The following is a 14965-nucleotide window of genomic DNA, read 5'->3' as shown; positions in this document are numbered from 1 at the left end:
CTCTTGCTCAGGTTGTTAGCAGAAAATCGGCAGCGACGGTAGCTGCAACTGAAAAACGGTTATTCCTTCCAGCCTCCTCCGAGTGCTTTATAGAGGTTTACCATCGTAATTTGTTTGTCGCGGATGGCATTGCTCAGACTGATTTGTGCATCTAAATATCCACGTTGCGCATCCAGCAAATCCATGTAACCGATAACCCCGTTCATGTATTGCAGTTGGGCAAGCTCAAGCGTACTTTTCGACGATTGCTCCAATCGTAGGCGGGTTTCGTAGATTTCTTTTATCTTATTAAATTCGGCTATTGCGTTATAAGCATCCTTGAACGCATTCAGCACCACTTTCTCGTAGGCATACAGCGCCTGTTCGTAAGCGGCTTTGGCTGCTTTCAGGCGGGCGCGGTTTTTCCCCATTGCAAAAATAGGCTGGGTCAGCGTACCGGTAATCAGGTGATGAGGCGATTTAAGCAGTTCGCTCAGCAGTTCGCTTTCCGCCCCGTAAGTAGCCGTCAGCGCAATGTTGGGGAACAGGCTGGTGTAAGCCACGCCTACCGAAGCATTGGCAGCTATCAGCGCCTGTTCTGCCTGTCGCACGTCCGGACGGCGTTCAAGCAACGCCGAAGGCAATCCGACCGGAAGGCTGACCGGAAACATTACGTCTTCGGGTAAGACCGAACGGTTGATGTGGTGCGGATATTCGCCGGTAAGAAAAGCGATTTCGTTTTCTTTCAGTGTGATTTGCCGTTCCAAATCGGGGACGAGGGTGGCAGTACGCGCCAACTCCACTTGTGCCTGACGGAATGCCGTTTCGGAAGTCAGACCTCCTTCGTAGCGGATGCGAGCCAGATGAAGGCTCTCGCTGCGGGCATCCACCGTCTTTTTTACAATCGAGAGTTCGTTATCGAGTGCTACCAATTCAAAATAAGATTGCGCCACTTGTGCGATAAGGCTCATCTTCAAGGCACGCTGGTTTTCTACCGAACCCACAAATTCCGCTACGCTGCGGTCTCTTGCCCAGCGGAGTTTCCCCCACAAGTCGAGTTCCCATGCCACAGTACCTTTCAGGTCAAACTGGTCGTCCATGCTTACATGGTCGCCTCCGTAGTTCTCTCTTTCACGTTCTCCGTACACCCGTAAGCCTACCTGCGGAAACATGCTGGCATAATCGATGCGCTTTTGTGCAGCCAGTTGTTTTACCCGCGCCGCAGCAATCAACATATCCTTATTATATGTCAGCGTTTTGCGAATCAAGGCTTGCAGGGTCGTATCGGTATAAAGCTGTTCCCATGCATAATCGCCGATGGAGGTAGTGTCAACGCTCAGGCTGTCGAGTGTCTCGGGTAATTCGAGTTGGGGGCGCGTATAATGTTTTCCTAACTTACAGCTTCCCAAGAGAAGCGAAGCTGCAAACAGGAAAAATAAAAAGCGATATCTTAATAAAGTTTGTATCATGACACACATATAATATTAGTTAGCATGTTTTGCTTTCAGTTTGTTTTTAGCTTTATAAATCATCACGAAGAAGAACGGAACAAGGAAGATTCCTATCGTAACCGCCGCTATCATTCCGAAGAACAAACCTGTACCGATGGCCTGACGGCTGGCAGCTCCCGGGCCTGTGGCGATGACCATCGGAACCATACCGAGGATAAAGGCAAGCGAGGTCATCAAAATAGGACGGAAACGCAGGTGGGCAGCGTGAAGCGTGGCTTCAATCAAATCTCGTCCGGCATCTACTTCATCTTTGGCAAACTCTACGATTAAGATGGCATTCTTTGCCGCCAACCCCATCAGCGTAACCAGACCAATCTGGAAATAAGTATCGTTTTCCAATCCGCAGAGTGCAACTCCGGCGTATGCTCCTAACGCGGCAACGGGCAGTGAGAGCAATACGGCGATGGGGATGCTCCAGCTTTCATAGAGAGCGGCAAGGAAAAGGAATACGAAAAGGAACACCAGCGACATAATCATGCCCGTTTGTCCGCCTGCCTGTTTTTCTTGGTAAGACAGACCACTCCATTCTACTCCGATGTTATCGGGCAGATGCTCGCGCGCCACCTGTTCGATGGTCTCCATAGCCTGTCCCGAACTGTATCCGCTTGCAGCGGTTCCGCGTATCACTGCCGTATTAAACATATTGAAACGCTTGATGCTTCCCGGACCTGTGGTATATTCGGTTGTTCCGAGTGCGGTAAGCGGAATCATCGAACCGTTGCTTCCACGTACGAAAAACAGATTGATGTTATCTCTGTGTTCGCGGTAAGGAGCTTCGGCCTGAATGTATACACGGTAAATACGGTTAAACATGTTGAAGTCGTTTACGTATACCGAACCGGTATAAGCCTTCATCGTAGCAAATACGTCCGACATCGGTACACCCGATAATTTAACTTGGTCGCGGTCTACATCAAAGTAAAGTTGCGGAATGGCAGCCTGTAACGAAGATGACAACCCGCTTAACTCTTCCCGCTGCGAAGCATAATACATCAGCGTGTCGGTAGCTTCCACCAAGTCATCGTAGTTGGCATCTCCACGCGCTTCAAGCTGCATCTCAAATCCTCCCGAAGTACCCAATCCCGGAATAACGGGTGGGGTAGAGAGGTATACCTTACATTCCGGATATTGTGAAAATTCCCGTTGAACGTCTGCCATAATCTCCTCAATGGTCGTATCATCGCGTTCGGTCCACTCTTTCAATATAACGGTAAGCTGGCTTCGTGCCTGACTTGTTCCCACGCGCGGACTTGTACCTGTAACATTCTGTACATATTCCACTGCCGGGTTTTTCATTAAATAATCTATGGCACGATTGGTCACGATGCGGGTTCTTTCCAGCGTGGTTCCCTCCGGCAGCTCTAATTCCACAGTGAAATATCCTTGGTCTTCCGTGGGGAGGAAGCTGGTCGGGATGAGGCGGTATAACAAGAAGATAAATACGATAACCATTCCAAATCCGGCAGTTACTCGTTTGGGATTCTTTATAATGCGTTTGATACCCGCTACGTATTTATTGTTTCCCAAATCCAGCCAGCGGTTTATTGTCCGGAACACCCGGTTCTTGGGTTTATTAGGGTCGTTGGGTTTTAATATCAGCGAACACATTACCGGACTCAGCGTCAGAGCTACCACGGTAGAGAGCAATACGGAAATGGCAATCGTAACACTGAACTGGCGATATAATTGTCCTGTAATTCCCGAAAGGAAACTTACCGGAACGAATACGGCAGCAAGCACCAAAGAAGTGGCAATCAAGGCTCCCGTCAGTCCGTCCATCGCCTTTTTGGTAGCCTCGTAAGGGCTGAGGTGTTCTTCTTCCATGATACGCTCAACGTTTTCCACCACCACAATGGCATCGTCTACCACCAGTCCGATGGCAAGAACCAATCCCAACAGAGTTAATATGTTGAGTGAAAATCCGAAAATAAGCATAAATCCGAATGTACCGATCAAAGAGATTGGCACGGCAATGGTCGGGATAAGCGTGGCACGCCAGTTCTGTAATGAAAGAAATACCACGATGATAACCAATATCAATGCCTCGAACAAAGTTTTATATACTTCATGAATGGATTCGGAAATGTAATTCGTCATATCGAAAGGAATCTCATATTTTAATCCTTCCGGGAACGTTTTACTCATTTCCTCCATTGCTTTCTTAACATTTTCTGCCACTTCCATGGCATTGGCTCCCGGTAACATATAGATACCCAATACAGCAGCATTTCCATCGTTGATACCACTTTCTGTATTATATGATTGAGCTTCCAATGATACACGTGCTACATCGCGCATACGAATAAGCGACCCGTCGGCATTAGCGCGAAGTACTATTTCTTCGAATTGCAATGCACTCGATAAACGTCCCTGCGCAGTGATGGGTATCGTAATGTCTAATCCCGTGACAGGCTGTTGTCCCAATACACCAGCAGCCGACTCCCGGTTTTGGTCTTTCAACGCATTCTGTACATCCTGTACCGTCAGTCCGAAATTGGCAAGGCGGGCAGGGTCTACCCATATCTGCATGGCATAGTAACGGCTACCGATATTTGATACACGGCCCACTCCCGGAATACGGCGGAGAAGGTCGAGTACGTTGATTGTAGCAAAGTTACTCAGATAAATTTCATCAAATTTAGGGTCGTTTGATGTTAAGCAGATTGTCATTAACTGGCTGGCTGCTTGTTTCTCGATTTCGATACCGTTTTGGATAACCTCGGCCGGCAATCGAGACTCTGCCAGCTTGATACGGTTCTGGATTTCTACCGCAGCCAAATCAGGGTCGGCAGAGATATCAAACGTTACGGTTGCCGAGAATCCTCCGGAGTTCGAACTGTTTGACTCCATATACAACATGCCCGGCGTACCGTTCAACTCTTGTTCGATAGGAGTAGCCACAGCCTGCGACACTGTTAAAGCGCTTGCGCCCGGATACGACGCACTGATTCTTACCACAGGGGGAGTTATCTGCGGATATTGGTCGATGGGAAGCATTGTTAAGCCAATGATACCCACGATAACGATAAGTATAGAGATAACAGCCGAAAAGACCGGTCTGTCAATAAAGAAATTTACTTTCATGAGATATTTTGATTTGCCGTTGCTTTATTATAGGCTGTCTTTGCCATCTTTGTTTTCATCTTCGGTAAGAGCTTCTGCTACCTTTACTTTAGCTCCCGGAGTTAATTTATGGTATCCCTCACTAACAATCAGTTCACCGGGGATAAGTCCGCGTTCTACCACTACATCGTTACCAAATTCAGGACCCAATTCGATGAAACGTCTTTCTACGGTGGAATCTTTACGCATCACAAAGATATGTGCGCCTCCTTTTTCAATAATGAGTGCCTTTTGCGGAACTACCGTGGCATGTTCGCGCACATCTAATAATAAGCGTACTTTGGTAAATTGTCCCGGAAGCAAAACATGGTCGGGGTTGCTCATTTCCGCACGTACTGAAAATGTTCCGGTTTTCGGGTCTACTTGCGGAGAAGCAAAATCCACCAATCCTTTATAAGGATAAACGCTGTTGTCCGGCAAAGTAATGGTTACGGTAGGCTGCCATGAGCGGGTTGAGTCTTTCTGTCCCAACGTAACGTTACGCTCCTTGCTTTTCAAGTAATCGAGTGCAGTCATGCTGAAGTCCACCTGTACGGTGTCACTCTTTACGATGGTGGCAAGCAATGACTTTCCGCTCGTTCCTACCAGTGTACCGAGGTCAACGTAGCGCTCACTGATTTGTCCGGATATCGGAGAACGTACTACCGTATACCCTAATTCTTGTTCAGCTTGGTCTAAATCGGCTTGGCTCATGCCTACACTTGCGATGGCCGTTTCGTAAGCGGCTTCTGCGTTGTCTAAATCCAGACGGCTGGCGGCATTTTGTTCGTAAAGCGGACGGATACGAGCCAAGTCGCGTTCTGCTTTGCGCGCCGACGCCTCGTCTTTCTTCAGTTGCGCACGGGCTTTATCCACTTTTGCCCGATATTGGTCTTGGTCAATAACGAAAAGCACTTGGTTACGTTTTACCTGTGTTCCTTCTTCAAAGAGCATTTGTTCGAGAAAACCTTCCACACGCGCCCGTACTTCGACGAATTGCTGTGCGCTGATGCGTCCTACGTAATCGCCATAGATTTCCACATCCTGCTGTTGTGCCGGGGTAACACAAACGACAGGTAGTTCTGGCGTAGGAGTAGGTTTGCGTGTCAAAAACAAATACAATACGATAATTACAATCACGCCAATTCCGGCATAAATGGTTTGTTTTCTTTTTACCTTTAATTCCTTCTTTGTTAAAAAACGTCTCATACTTTTTCGTTTAATGGTTTAGATGCCATTGGCTTTTCATAACAATATACGTGCCAAAGGTACGGATTTTTATTTTAATAGTGATAATCAGCAAAGTAATACTTTAAGCCAAAACGTGTTTATTGAGGATTTTTTTTATACAGTGTGGAAAAATTCCTCACTTTATCTCGTTCCAAATATGTTTTATGGCGATGACGGGATGTAAAAATAACATACGTACCCCTGCGTAACGCATTACGTTTTGCATCTTCTTTTTCATTTCCGGCTTGTAACAGTGAACCGGGCAAAGGCGACATGTTTTTTTCTCTGCTCCAAACGGGCATTTGGATAAGCGGATATGTGAATATTCCAACAGTTCTTTGCAAGAAGGGCATAGTTCGGCATTCCCCTCTTTGTATCGGCAGTAAAGCCGAATCATGGTTTCAACCGTTCGTTTTTCTTCTTCTATCTTTTTCGATTTATTCATTGGTGTTTGATTATCAGCAGGATGGCAGTTAAAACTTAACTTTATCCCTCTTCGGTTTATTGTCTTTTTTTATTTCTGTCGTCAACTTTAGCAGGCAAAGTTAAAAATTAATGGGGATATTTTTTTACCTTTGCGCCCCGAAAACATTTTTGAATAAAATATGGCGTTAAACGAACATTTAGAATCGACGGTAAAGGCCCACGACCAGCAGTTGCATCGCAGGGTAGACCTTTTATTGCGTACAGGAAAACTTTTAGTGGAGAGTTTGGCAGATACCAACCGTATCGTGAGAAACATGAAGTGTACGGCTGCTTATTTAGGTATCCCTGAAGAAAAGCTTCATATAAACGTCAGTTTCACCATGCTGATGGTTAACGTAAGTGACGGGGATTATTCGTTTACCAAGTTCCAGCGCATCGATGGGCATGGAGTTAACATGACTGCCATTTCGGAAGTGAGCAAACTTTCGTGGAGAGCGATTGAAGAAGATTACTCACTCGACCGTTATGAAGAAGAGTTAGAGAAGATACGTACCAAGAAACGTAATTATACTCCGTGGCAGGTGGCTATCGGTGCCGGATTTGCCTGCGGAGGATTCTGTATTCAGTTCGGTTGCGACTGGATGGCGTTCCTGTATGCTTCCATTGCTGCCATCATTGGTATGCGTGTCCGCGCCAAATGTAACGAATCGGGATTAAACCATTATATGGGGATTGCAATAGCTGCATTTATATCTACGTTAATTGCGTGGACATCTACTTTGCTTCCTGCCGAATGGACTGATACTCCGTGGCATCCGCTATTGGCATGTGCATTGTTTATTGTGCCCGGCGTGCCTTTGATAAACTTTGTCGACGATATGCTCGATAATTATATTCAGGTAGGTATTGTCCGCGCCGTCAATACGTTGCTGATGGTTTCGGCGATGGCGTTCGGTATTGCTTTTGCTGTGAAACTTTGTCATATTGAAGACTTTTTCCCTACCATAAGCATGGTTCCGCATCATGAGTATTGGGAATATGCTTTGGCGGCGGCAATCTCGGCTATGGGATTCTCGATGATTTTTAACATCCAGCGCCGTCTGTTATGGGTAGTAGCCATTGGCGGTATCCTTGCGGTATGTACCCGTAACTTTGTCAACCTCGGTCCGAGTACCGATAACATCGGTCTGGATATGGGACTGGTTATCGGTTCGTTCTCAGGTTCGGTATTAGTCAGCCTGATAGCAGTGAAGGCAGTTCATTGGTTTCATGTCCCCAATCACGTACTAACCATCCCTTCGGTTATTCCGATGATTCCGGGAGTATTGATGTATCGGATGCTGTTCGGGCTGATAAACATGAATGTTACTGACATCGATAAAGTAACCACGCTGATGAAAGCCATTGAGTGTGGGGTTAATTCAGGGCTGGTTATCATGTGTATTTCTGTGGGTGTAGCTATCCCTAATATTTTTGGACGTAAATATATAGCATCTTCCAAGAATAAACATTTGGCAGAAGTGCTGAAAGAACGCAGAGCACGAGGTAAATTCGTGGAATGGTAATTTGAAGTCGTTTTGTTTTCGGGTTTTTAAACCCAGCCATTAAATACGTAAAAGTTCATGCGGATAGGCCGTGAGGTTTGTCCGCATGTTTTTTTATCCCCACCGGCGATGCAAGCCTGTTTGAACGTTACTGTCCGGTGGAAATCATTCATCGGGATGACCCTGAAAACGCTAACGGTAGTGTTGCCGTGTCTTTGCGGTAGCGTTGCCCGGTTCTACCCATAGAATCCACGGGTTCTATGGGTAGAATTTTTCCAAGCCCCGGATAGGGCGGAATAGCGTTGGAACAGGCTTTACATAGCTCTCTTATCGACTTAAAAAATTATAGAAATTTATTAATCTGCCTTTCAGATATATTCAATATTCAATTTAATTTGTATTTTTGTCGCCACTATGAGCAGAATATTAGCGATAGATTATGGAAAAAAGCGAACCGGCATAGCGGTGACAGACCCTATGCAGATTATAGCGAGTGGTCTTACTACCGTGGCGACCACTGAACTGATGGACTTTCTGTTAAAGTACACGTCGCAAGAAAAAGTAGAGCGTATTGTGGTAGGTCATCCCAAACAACTGAATAACGAGGATTCGGAAAACATGAAACGCATCGTTCCTTTTGTAAACCAGTTGAAGAAAAAACTGCCGGACATACCGATAGAGTGGGTTGACGAACGTTTTACCTCCGTGTTGGCACATCAGGCAATGATAGACGGTGGACTGAAAAAAACAGCACGTCAAAACAAGGCGTTGGTTGACGAGTTAAGCGCAACCATCATCTTGCAGTCTTATTTGGAATCGAAAAGATATAAATTATAAATTAAAAAAACAGAACGTTAAAAATGATTTTACCTATTTATGTATACGGCCAGCCGGTGTTAAGACAAGAGGCTGAAGATATAACTCCGGATTATCCGAATTTGAAAGAACTGATTCAAAACATGTTTGAAACGATGGACCGCGCCGACGGGGTGGGACTTGCTGCACCGCAGGTGGGATTGCCTATCCGGGTAGTGGTAATTAATTTAGACGTATTGTCTGACGACATGCCCGAATTTAAAGATTTCAGACACGCCTATATCAATCCTCACATTATCGAAACAGGCGAAGAAATGGTTTCGATGGAAGAAGGGTGTTTAAGTCTGCCCGGCATCCACGAAAGTGTGAAGCGTCCCGACCGGATTCATGTAACTTATCTTGATGAAGATTTGAAACCTCACGATGAATGGGTGGAAGGTTATCTGGCACGTGTGATGCAGCATGAATTCGACCATTTGGACGGAACCATGTTTATCGACCACTTATCTTCATTACGCAAGCAAATGATTCGCGGCAAACTCAATAACATGCTGAAGGGGAAAACACGTTGTTCTTATAAGGTGAAAACGGTAAAATGATTAAACGTTTTTTATACATAGTGCTGGCAGGTCTGCTTTTGCCATTGTCTTTATTTTCTCAGATTAATGCGGAGAGAGTAATGACAATCGGCAAAAACGCACTGTATTTTGAAGACTATGTACTTTCTATCCAATATTTCAATCAGGTAATCAATGCCAAACCCTATCTTGCCGAACCGTTTTTTTTTCGCGGGCTTGCAAAGTTGAATCTCGATGATTTCAGGGGGGCGGAGTTGGATTGCTCGGAGGCTTTGCAGCGTAATCCTTTCGTTGTCAATGCCTATCAGGTGCGTGGCATTGCCCGTATCCAACAGAAAAATTATAAGGATGCCATTGAGGATTATCTCAAAGCGTTGAAGTTAGATCCGGAAAATATCAGCTTGTGGCATAATTTGGCTTTATGCCGTATGAACGAGAAAGATTACGTTACAGCGCGTGCCGATTTAGACACGCTTATTCGTATTTCTCCTCGCTATACGGATGCGTATTTGATGCGTACGGAGGTGTCTTTGAAACAAAAAGATACGCTTCAGGCTATGACCGATGCCGACAAAGCGATTGAAATGGACCGCTATAATCCGGATACATGGACATCGCGCGGTATGCTTTTTTTGCAGCGGTCGAAGTACAGCGATGCCGAATCGGATTTGACGGAAGCAATCCGGCTTTCGGTGCGTAATGCCGGTGTGTATATCAATCGGGCATTGGCGCGTTATCATCAGAACAATTTGCGCGGGGCGATGTCGGATTATGATATTGCTTTGGATATCGACCGCAATAATTTCATCGGCCACTATAACCGCGGATTGTTGCGGGCACAGGTGGGCGATGACAATCGTGCCATTGAAGATTTCGACTTTGTGCTGAATATGGAGCCGGATAACATGATGGCTACCTTTAACCGCGGGTTGTTGAGAGACCGGACGGGAGATTACCGGGGTGCCATCGAAGATTATACAAGAGTGATTGAAGAATATCCTAACTTTCTTGCCGGTTATCAGTACCGTGCGCAGGCACGCCGGAAAACGGGTGACTTGAAAGGGGCGGACGAAGATGAATTTAAGGTGTTGAAAGCACAGATAGATGCCCAAAACGGAACGAAGAATCAAGCTACGGCTTCGGCGGATAAAACTCGTAAGAAATCGGATAAAAACATGAACAACTACCGGAAAATGGTGGTGGCAGACGAGGATGCCAACGAACGTAAATATAAGACGGATTATCGGGGACGTGTGCAAGACCGTAACGTAAATATCTTGCCGCAGCCGATGTTTGCACTGACATATTACGAGCGTCAGGACGAAGTGCGCCGGCAGGTTAATTACTCGAAAGCGATTGACGACCTGAATAATCGCCATGTGTTGCCACACCGGTTGCTGATTACGAACAATGAGACATCACTGACCGAGGAACAGGTGAAACAGCATTTTGCTTCGGTCGATGCCCAGACGTCGGTAATTGTGAATCATCCCGACAGTGCATTGAGTTATTATGCGCGTGCATTGGATTTCTATCTGGTGCAGGATTTCGATAATGCCATTGCCGATTTGGATGAAGCAATCAAGCAAGACTCAACGTTCTTCCCGGCTTACTTCTCGCGTTCGCTGATTTATTATAAACAGTTGGAATACCGTAAGCGAGACAAGACGTTCGATATTGAAACGGTTAACGACGATAAGAATGCGCAAATCCGTTCTTACGATTACAATCGCATACGTGAAGATTTGGATGAAGTGATTCGTTTGAATCCTGATTTCGTATATGCTTATTACAATCGGGGAAATGTTCATGCGTTGCTGAAAGACTACCGTGCAGCACTGGCCGATTATGATAAGGCAATAGAACTCGATTCGCGTTTTGCCGATGCGTACTATAACCGTGGACTGATGAATATTTTCTTGGGAAACAACCGTCAAGGCATTCAGGATTTGAGTAAAGCTGGCGAGTTGGGTATCTTCTCGGCGTATAACGTAATCAAACGTTTTACAGCGGCAGAATAACTTCTGCGGAAATAATGTGTTATGATGAATTATTTGGATGAATTAAACCAAAGTCAACGCGATGCCGTGCTTTATAATGAAGGCCCTTTGCTGGTGATAGCAGGAGCCGGCTCCGGCAAAACCCGCGTATTGACCTATAAGATAGCTTATTTGCTTGATAACGGTTACGAACCGTGGTCTATCCTTGCACTGACTTTTACCAACAAGGCAGCACGCGAAATGAAAGAACGTATTGCCCGTCAGGTGGGTATGGAGCGGGCGCGTTATTTGTGGATGGGTACTTTCCATTCGGTCTTTTCGCGTATCTTGCGGGCAGAGGCTGCTGCCGTGGGCTTTACTCCCAATTTTACTATTTACGATGCTGCCGACTCGAAAAGTCTGGTGAAGTCTATCATTAAAGAGATGAAACTTGATGATAAGACTTACCGTCCGGGGATGGTATTAGGACGCATAAGCAACGCTAAAAATCATTTGGTGTTGCCCGATGCCTATGCCGCCAGTGCCGAATTTTATCGGAGCGACCAAGATGCGAAGATTCCGCTGATGCGTGAGATATACGCCCGTTACTGGGAACGCTGTCGGCAGAGCGATGCAATGGACTTCGATGATTTGCTGGTTTATACCTTTTTATTGTTTAAGCAGCATCCCGACATTTGCCGGCGCTATGCCGAACGCTTTCGTTATATATTGGTAGACGAATATCAGGATACGAACTTTGCCCAGCATAGTATTGTGCTTCAGCTTACGGGTACTCATAGCCACGTATGCGTGGTGGGAGACGACGCTCAGAGCATCTATTCGTTTCGGGGTGCGAACATCGACAATATCTTGAAGTTTACCCAACTGTATAAAGATGCACGCCTGTTTAAGCTGGAACAGAATTACCGCTCCACGCAAACCATCGTAAAAGCAGCCAACAGCCTGATAGCCAAAAATAAGGAACAGATTCGAAAGGAGGTGTTCTCGGAAAAGGATAAAGGCGAACCCATTCCCGTGTACTCGGCGTATAGCGACATGGAAGAAGGTGAAATCGTAGCCAACAAAATCGGCAGGCTGCACGCACGCGACGGATATGCGTATAGCGACTGTGCCGTTTTGTATCGTACGAATGCTCAAAGCCGTATCTTTGAAGAATCGCTCCGCAAACATAATTTGCCTTATCGCATTTACGGCGGATTATCGTTTTATCAGCGCAAGGAGATAAAAGATGTAATAGCTTATTTTCGTCTGGCAGTGAATCCGAACGATGAGGAAGCCTTTAAGCGAGTGATTAACTATCCCACACGCGGAATAGGTGATACAACGCTGAATAAGTTGATTGAGGCTGCCACCCGGGAGAAAGTAAGCCTGTGGGCGGTTTTAAACGAGCCGTTATCTTATAATGTATCTATAAATAAAGGTACGCACACCAAGCTGCAAGGATTCCGCGATCTGATAGCGGGTTTTGTGGAAGGTGTGGAAACAAAAGACGCCTACGAACTGGGCAGCGGGATAATCCGGCAGTCGGGCATTTTGGGTGATATTTACCAAGACCGTTCTCCGGAAAATTTAAGCCGTCAGGAAAACATCGAAGAACTGGTTAACGGCATTCATGATTTCTGTTCGATGAGGCGGGAAGAAGGAAACGACCGAATCCGTCTGACCGACTATCTTTCTGAAATATCCCTTCTGACGGATCAAGACAGCAATGCAGACGAAGACCAGCCGAAGGTAACTCTGATGACTATCCATTCGGCAAAAGGACTGGAGTTTAAAAATGTCTTTGTGGTAGGCATGGAGGAAGGGCTCTTTCCGAGCCTGATGTCTTCTGATTCTTATAGAGCGTTGGAAGAAGAACGCCGACTGTTCTATGTGGCGATAACCCGCGCCGAGGACCATTGCTTTCTTTCGTATGCCAAGAACCGGTTGAAGTACGGGAAAATGGAATTTTGTAATCCCAGCCGTTTTCTGAAAGACATTGATGCACGTTACCTGAGCTTGCCGCAGGATACGTCTTTAACGCGGCAGGTGGACGAATACTCTTCCCGCTTCCGCAGCAACTTCTCGCGTAGAGATGAAAGTCCGGTATCTGCCACTGATATGTTCGCGGATGAACCGCGTAGGTTTGTGAAGCCTCAACCTCAACGCACATTGCGTAAAGTTCCGGTTTCATCTTCCGCCTCGGTCGGTGCAGGAGGAACGGCTCCCGTATCGCCCGGTCAGCAGATAGAGCATGAGCGGTTTGGCAAAGGAGAAATCTTGCGGGTAGAAGGTACGGGAGATAATTGCAAAGCCACCGTCCGTTTTCAGAACGCAGGCGAAAAACAACTGTTGTTGAAGTACGCACGCTTTAAGGTGATAGGCTGAAAGCGGCGATAAAAATGCTTGGTGTGTAAACATTTCCGCCCGATGAAAATGTAAGAAAAATCTTCGGCGTCATGCCCCGAAAACGCTAACGGTAGCATTGCCCATCCCAAGCGGTAGCGTTGCCCGGTTCTACCCATAGAACACATCGACGCTACGGCTTGCGTTTTTTAAAGTTCCGAGAAAAGTCGGATGACTTTTTAATAAGTTAAAAATGAACTGATTATATATAATATAAAAAGTATGTCTATGTTGAATCCCGACAACGTTCCTTCTCCGTGCTACGTCATGGAAGAAGATTTGCTGAGAAAGAATCTGAGTTTGATAAAACACGTAGCAGATACGGCAGGCGTAGAAATTATTTTGGCCTTTAAAGCCTTTGCGATGTGGAAGTCATTTCCTATATTCCGCGAATACATCGACTATACTACCGCCAGCTCGGAGTATGAAGCCCGACTTGCTTACGAAGAATTTGGCAGCAAGGCGCACACCTATTCGCCGGCATATACAGAAGCAAATTTTCCGGCTTTTATGCGTTATAGCAGTCATATCACTTTTAATTCACTGTCGCAATTCAATCGTTTCTACCCGCAAGTGAAAGAAAGCGGAGCGCCGATTTCGTGCGGCTTGCGTGTAAACCCTGAATATTCGGAAGTAGAAGTAGAGCTCTATAACCCTTGTGCGCCGGGAACACGTTTTGGAGTGACTGCCGATTTGTTGCCCGATGTGTTGCCCGAAGGCATTGAAGGATTCCACTGTCACTGCCATTGCGAATCGAGTTCTTACGAGTTGGAACGTACGCTGGTACACATCGAAGAACACTTCTCACGCTGGTTCCCGCAGTTGAAGTGGTTGAATCTGGGTGGCGGACATTTGATGACTCGTAGCGATTATGATACCGACCATCTTATCCGGTTGCTTCAGGGATTAAAAGCACGTTATCCCCATTTGCATATTATTTTAGAGCCCGGTTCGGCTTTCACGTGGCAAACAGGTACATTGGTTTCTACGGTAGTCGACATAGTGGAAAGTCGGGGGATACGGACCGCAATACTCGATGTCAGCTTTACTTGTCACATGCCCGATTGTCTTGAAATGCCGTACCAGCCTCGCGTCAGAGGAGCAGAATCTCTTCCGTCCGATGCCGTGAAATCCGCAAAAAAAGAAGAACATATTTACCGGTTAGGCGGAAACAGTTGTTTAAGCGGAGACTATATGGGCAGTTGGCGCTTCGATCATGAATTACAAGTAGGAGAGCGGGTGGTTTTCGAAGACATGATTCACTATACAATGGTGAAAACCAATATGTTTAATGGCATACATCATCCTTCGATAGCATTGTTGCACAGTAGCGGAGAAGTTGAAATCTACCGTACATTTAAGTACGAAGACTACCGCGACAGGATGTGTTGAAA

At 46.1% G+C, this 14965-nt stretch carries 10 protein-coding genes; 6 read left to right on the top strand and 4 right to left on the bottom strand.

The window, feature by feature from the left end:
• Window positions 1-59: 59 nt before the first annotated feature.
• From M3085_RS08515 to M3085_RS08500, 4 genes are all read right to left on the bottom strand, one after another.
• Window positions 60-1448, bottom strand: a complete 1389-nt coding sequence (locus tag M3085_RS08515; RefSeq protein WP_249052798.1) for an efflux transporter outer membrane subunit — start codon at window positions 1446-1448, stop codon at window positions 60-62.
• Between the two features lie 15 nt (window positions 1449-1463).
• The gene (locus M3085_RS08510) at window positions 1464-4574 is read right to left on the bottom strand and encodes an efflux RND transporter permease subunit (protein ID WP_249052797.1); all 3111 of its coding nucleotides are present in this window, start codon (window positions 4572-4574) and stop codon (window positions 1464-1466) included.
• Window positions 4575-4601: 27 nt separating this feature from the next.
• Window positions 4602-5801 (bottom strand): efflux RND transporter periplasmic adaptor subunit, encoded by a 1200-nt coding sequence (locus M3085_RS08505; protein ID WP_178256325.1) that lies wholly within the window; start codon window positions 5799-5801, stop codon window positions 4602-4604.
• A gap of 157 nt (window positions 5802-5958) precedes the next feature.
• Window positions 5959-6267: a nitrous oxide-stimulated promoter family protein gene (locus M3085_RS08500; RefSeq protein WP_178256324.1), complete on the bottom strand. Its 309-nt coding sequence runs from the start codon at window positions 6265-6267 to the stop codon at window positions 5959-5961.
• 160 nt (window positions 6268-6427) lie between these two features.
• Here M3085_RS08500 and M3085_RS08495 point away from each other — a divergent pair, with 160 nt between their 5' ends.
• The 6 genes from M3085_RS08495 (at window position 6428) to nspC (ending at window position 14963) form a co-directional block, all read left to right on the top strand.
• Window positions 6428-7813, top strand: a complete 1386-nt coding sequence (locus M3085_RS08495) for a threonine/serine exporter ThrE family protein (RefSeq protein ID WP_249052796.1) — start codon at window positions 6428-6430, stop codon at window positions 7811-7813.
• A gap of 393 nt (window positions 7814-8206) precedes the next feature.
• Window positions 8207-8629: a Holliday junction resolvase RuvX gene (gene ruvX / locus M3085_RS08490; protein WP_178256322.1), complete on the top strand. Its 423-nt coding sequence runs from the start codon at window positions 8207-8209 to the stop codon at window positions 8627-8629.
• 23 nt (window positions 8630-8652) lie between these two features.
• Complete coding sequence (gene def / locus M3085_RS08485) at window positions 8653-9207, top strand: peptide deformylase (protein WP_178256321.1); 555 nt, start codon at window positions 8653-8655, stop codon at window positions 9205-9207.
• Window positions 9204-11207: a tetratricopeptide repeat protein gene (locus M3085_RS08480; protein WP_204498769.1), complete on the top strand. Its 2004-nt coding sequence runs from the start codon at window positions 9204-9206 to the stop codon at window positions 11205-11207. The genes def and M3085_RS08480 overlap by 4 nt, the downstream gene beginning before the upstream one ends.
• A 21-nt stretch (window positions 11208-11228) precedes the next feature.
• Window positions 11229-13553: an ATP-dependent helicase gene (locus M3085_RS08475; protein WP_249052792.1), complete on the top strand. Its 2325-nt coding sequence runs from the start codon at window positions 11229-11231 to the stop codon at window positions 13551-13553.
• 246 nt (window positions 13554-13799) lie between these two features.
• A complete protein-coding gene (gene nspC, locus M3085_RS08470; RefSeq protein ID WP_249052856.1) occupies window positions 13800-14963 on the top strand; it encodes a carboxynorspermidine decarboxylase in 1164 nt (387 codons plus the stop codon).
• The last annotated feature ends 2 nt before the right edge of the window (window positions 14964-14965 follow it).

The organism is Bacteroides caecicola (assembly GCF_023337095.1).
Lineage (GTDB): Bacteria > Bacteroidota > Bacteroidia > Bacteroidales > Bacteroidaceae > Phocaeicola > Phocaeicola gallinarum.
This window is presented reverse-complemented; position numbering and strand designations above follow the sequence as displayed.

Coding starts and splice junctions, on each gene's coding strand:
- M3085_RS08480 (WP_204498769.1), top strand. CDS start 9,204: ATGATTAAACGTTTTTTATACATAGTGCTGGCAGGTCTGCTTTTGCCA.
- M3085_RS08475 (WP_249052792.1), top strand. CDS start 11,229: ATGATGAATTATTTGGATGAATTAAACCAAAGTCAACGCGATGCCGTG.
- M3085_RS08510 (WP_249052797.1), bottom strand. CDS start 4,574: ATGAAAGTAAATTTCTTTATTGACAGACCGGTCTTTTCGGCTGTTATC.
- M3085_RS08500 (WP_178256324.1), bottom strand. CDS start 6,267: ATGAATAAATCGAAAAAGATAGAAGAAGAAAAACGAACGGTTGAAACC.
- nspC (WP_249052856.1), top strand. CDS start 13,800: ATGTTGAATCCCGACAACGTTCCTTCTCCGTGCTACGTCATGGAAGAA.
- M3085_RS08515 (WP_249052798.1), bottom strand. CDS start 1,448: ATGATACAAACTTTATTAAGATATCGCTTTTTATTTTTCCTGTTTGCA.
- M3085_RS08495 (WP_249052796.1), top strand. CDS start 6,428: ATGGCGTTAAACGAACATTTAGAATCGACGGTAAAGGCCCACGACCAG.
- def (WP_178256321.1), top strand. CDS start 8,653: ATGATTTTACCTATTTATGTATACGGCCAGCCGGTGTTAAGACAAGAG.
- M3085_RS08505 (WP_178256325.1), bottom strand. CDS start 5,801: ATGAGACGTTTTTTAACAAAGAAGGAATTAAAGGTAAAAAGAAAACAA.
- ruvX (WP_178256322.1), top strand. CDS start 8,207: ATGAGCAGAATATTAGCGATAGATTATGGAAAAAAGCGAACCGGCATA.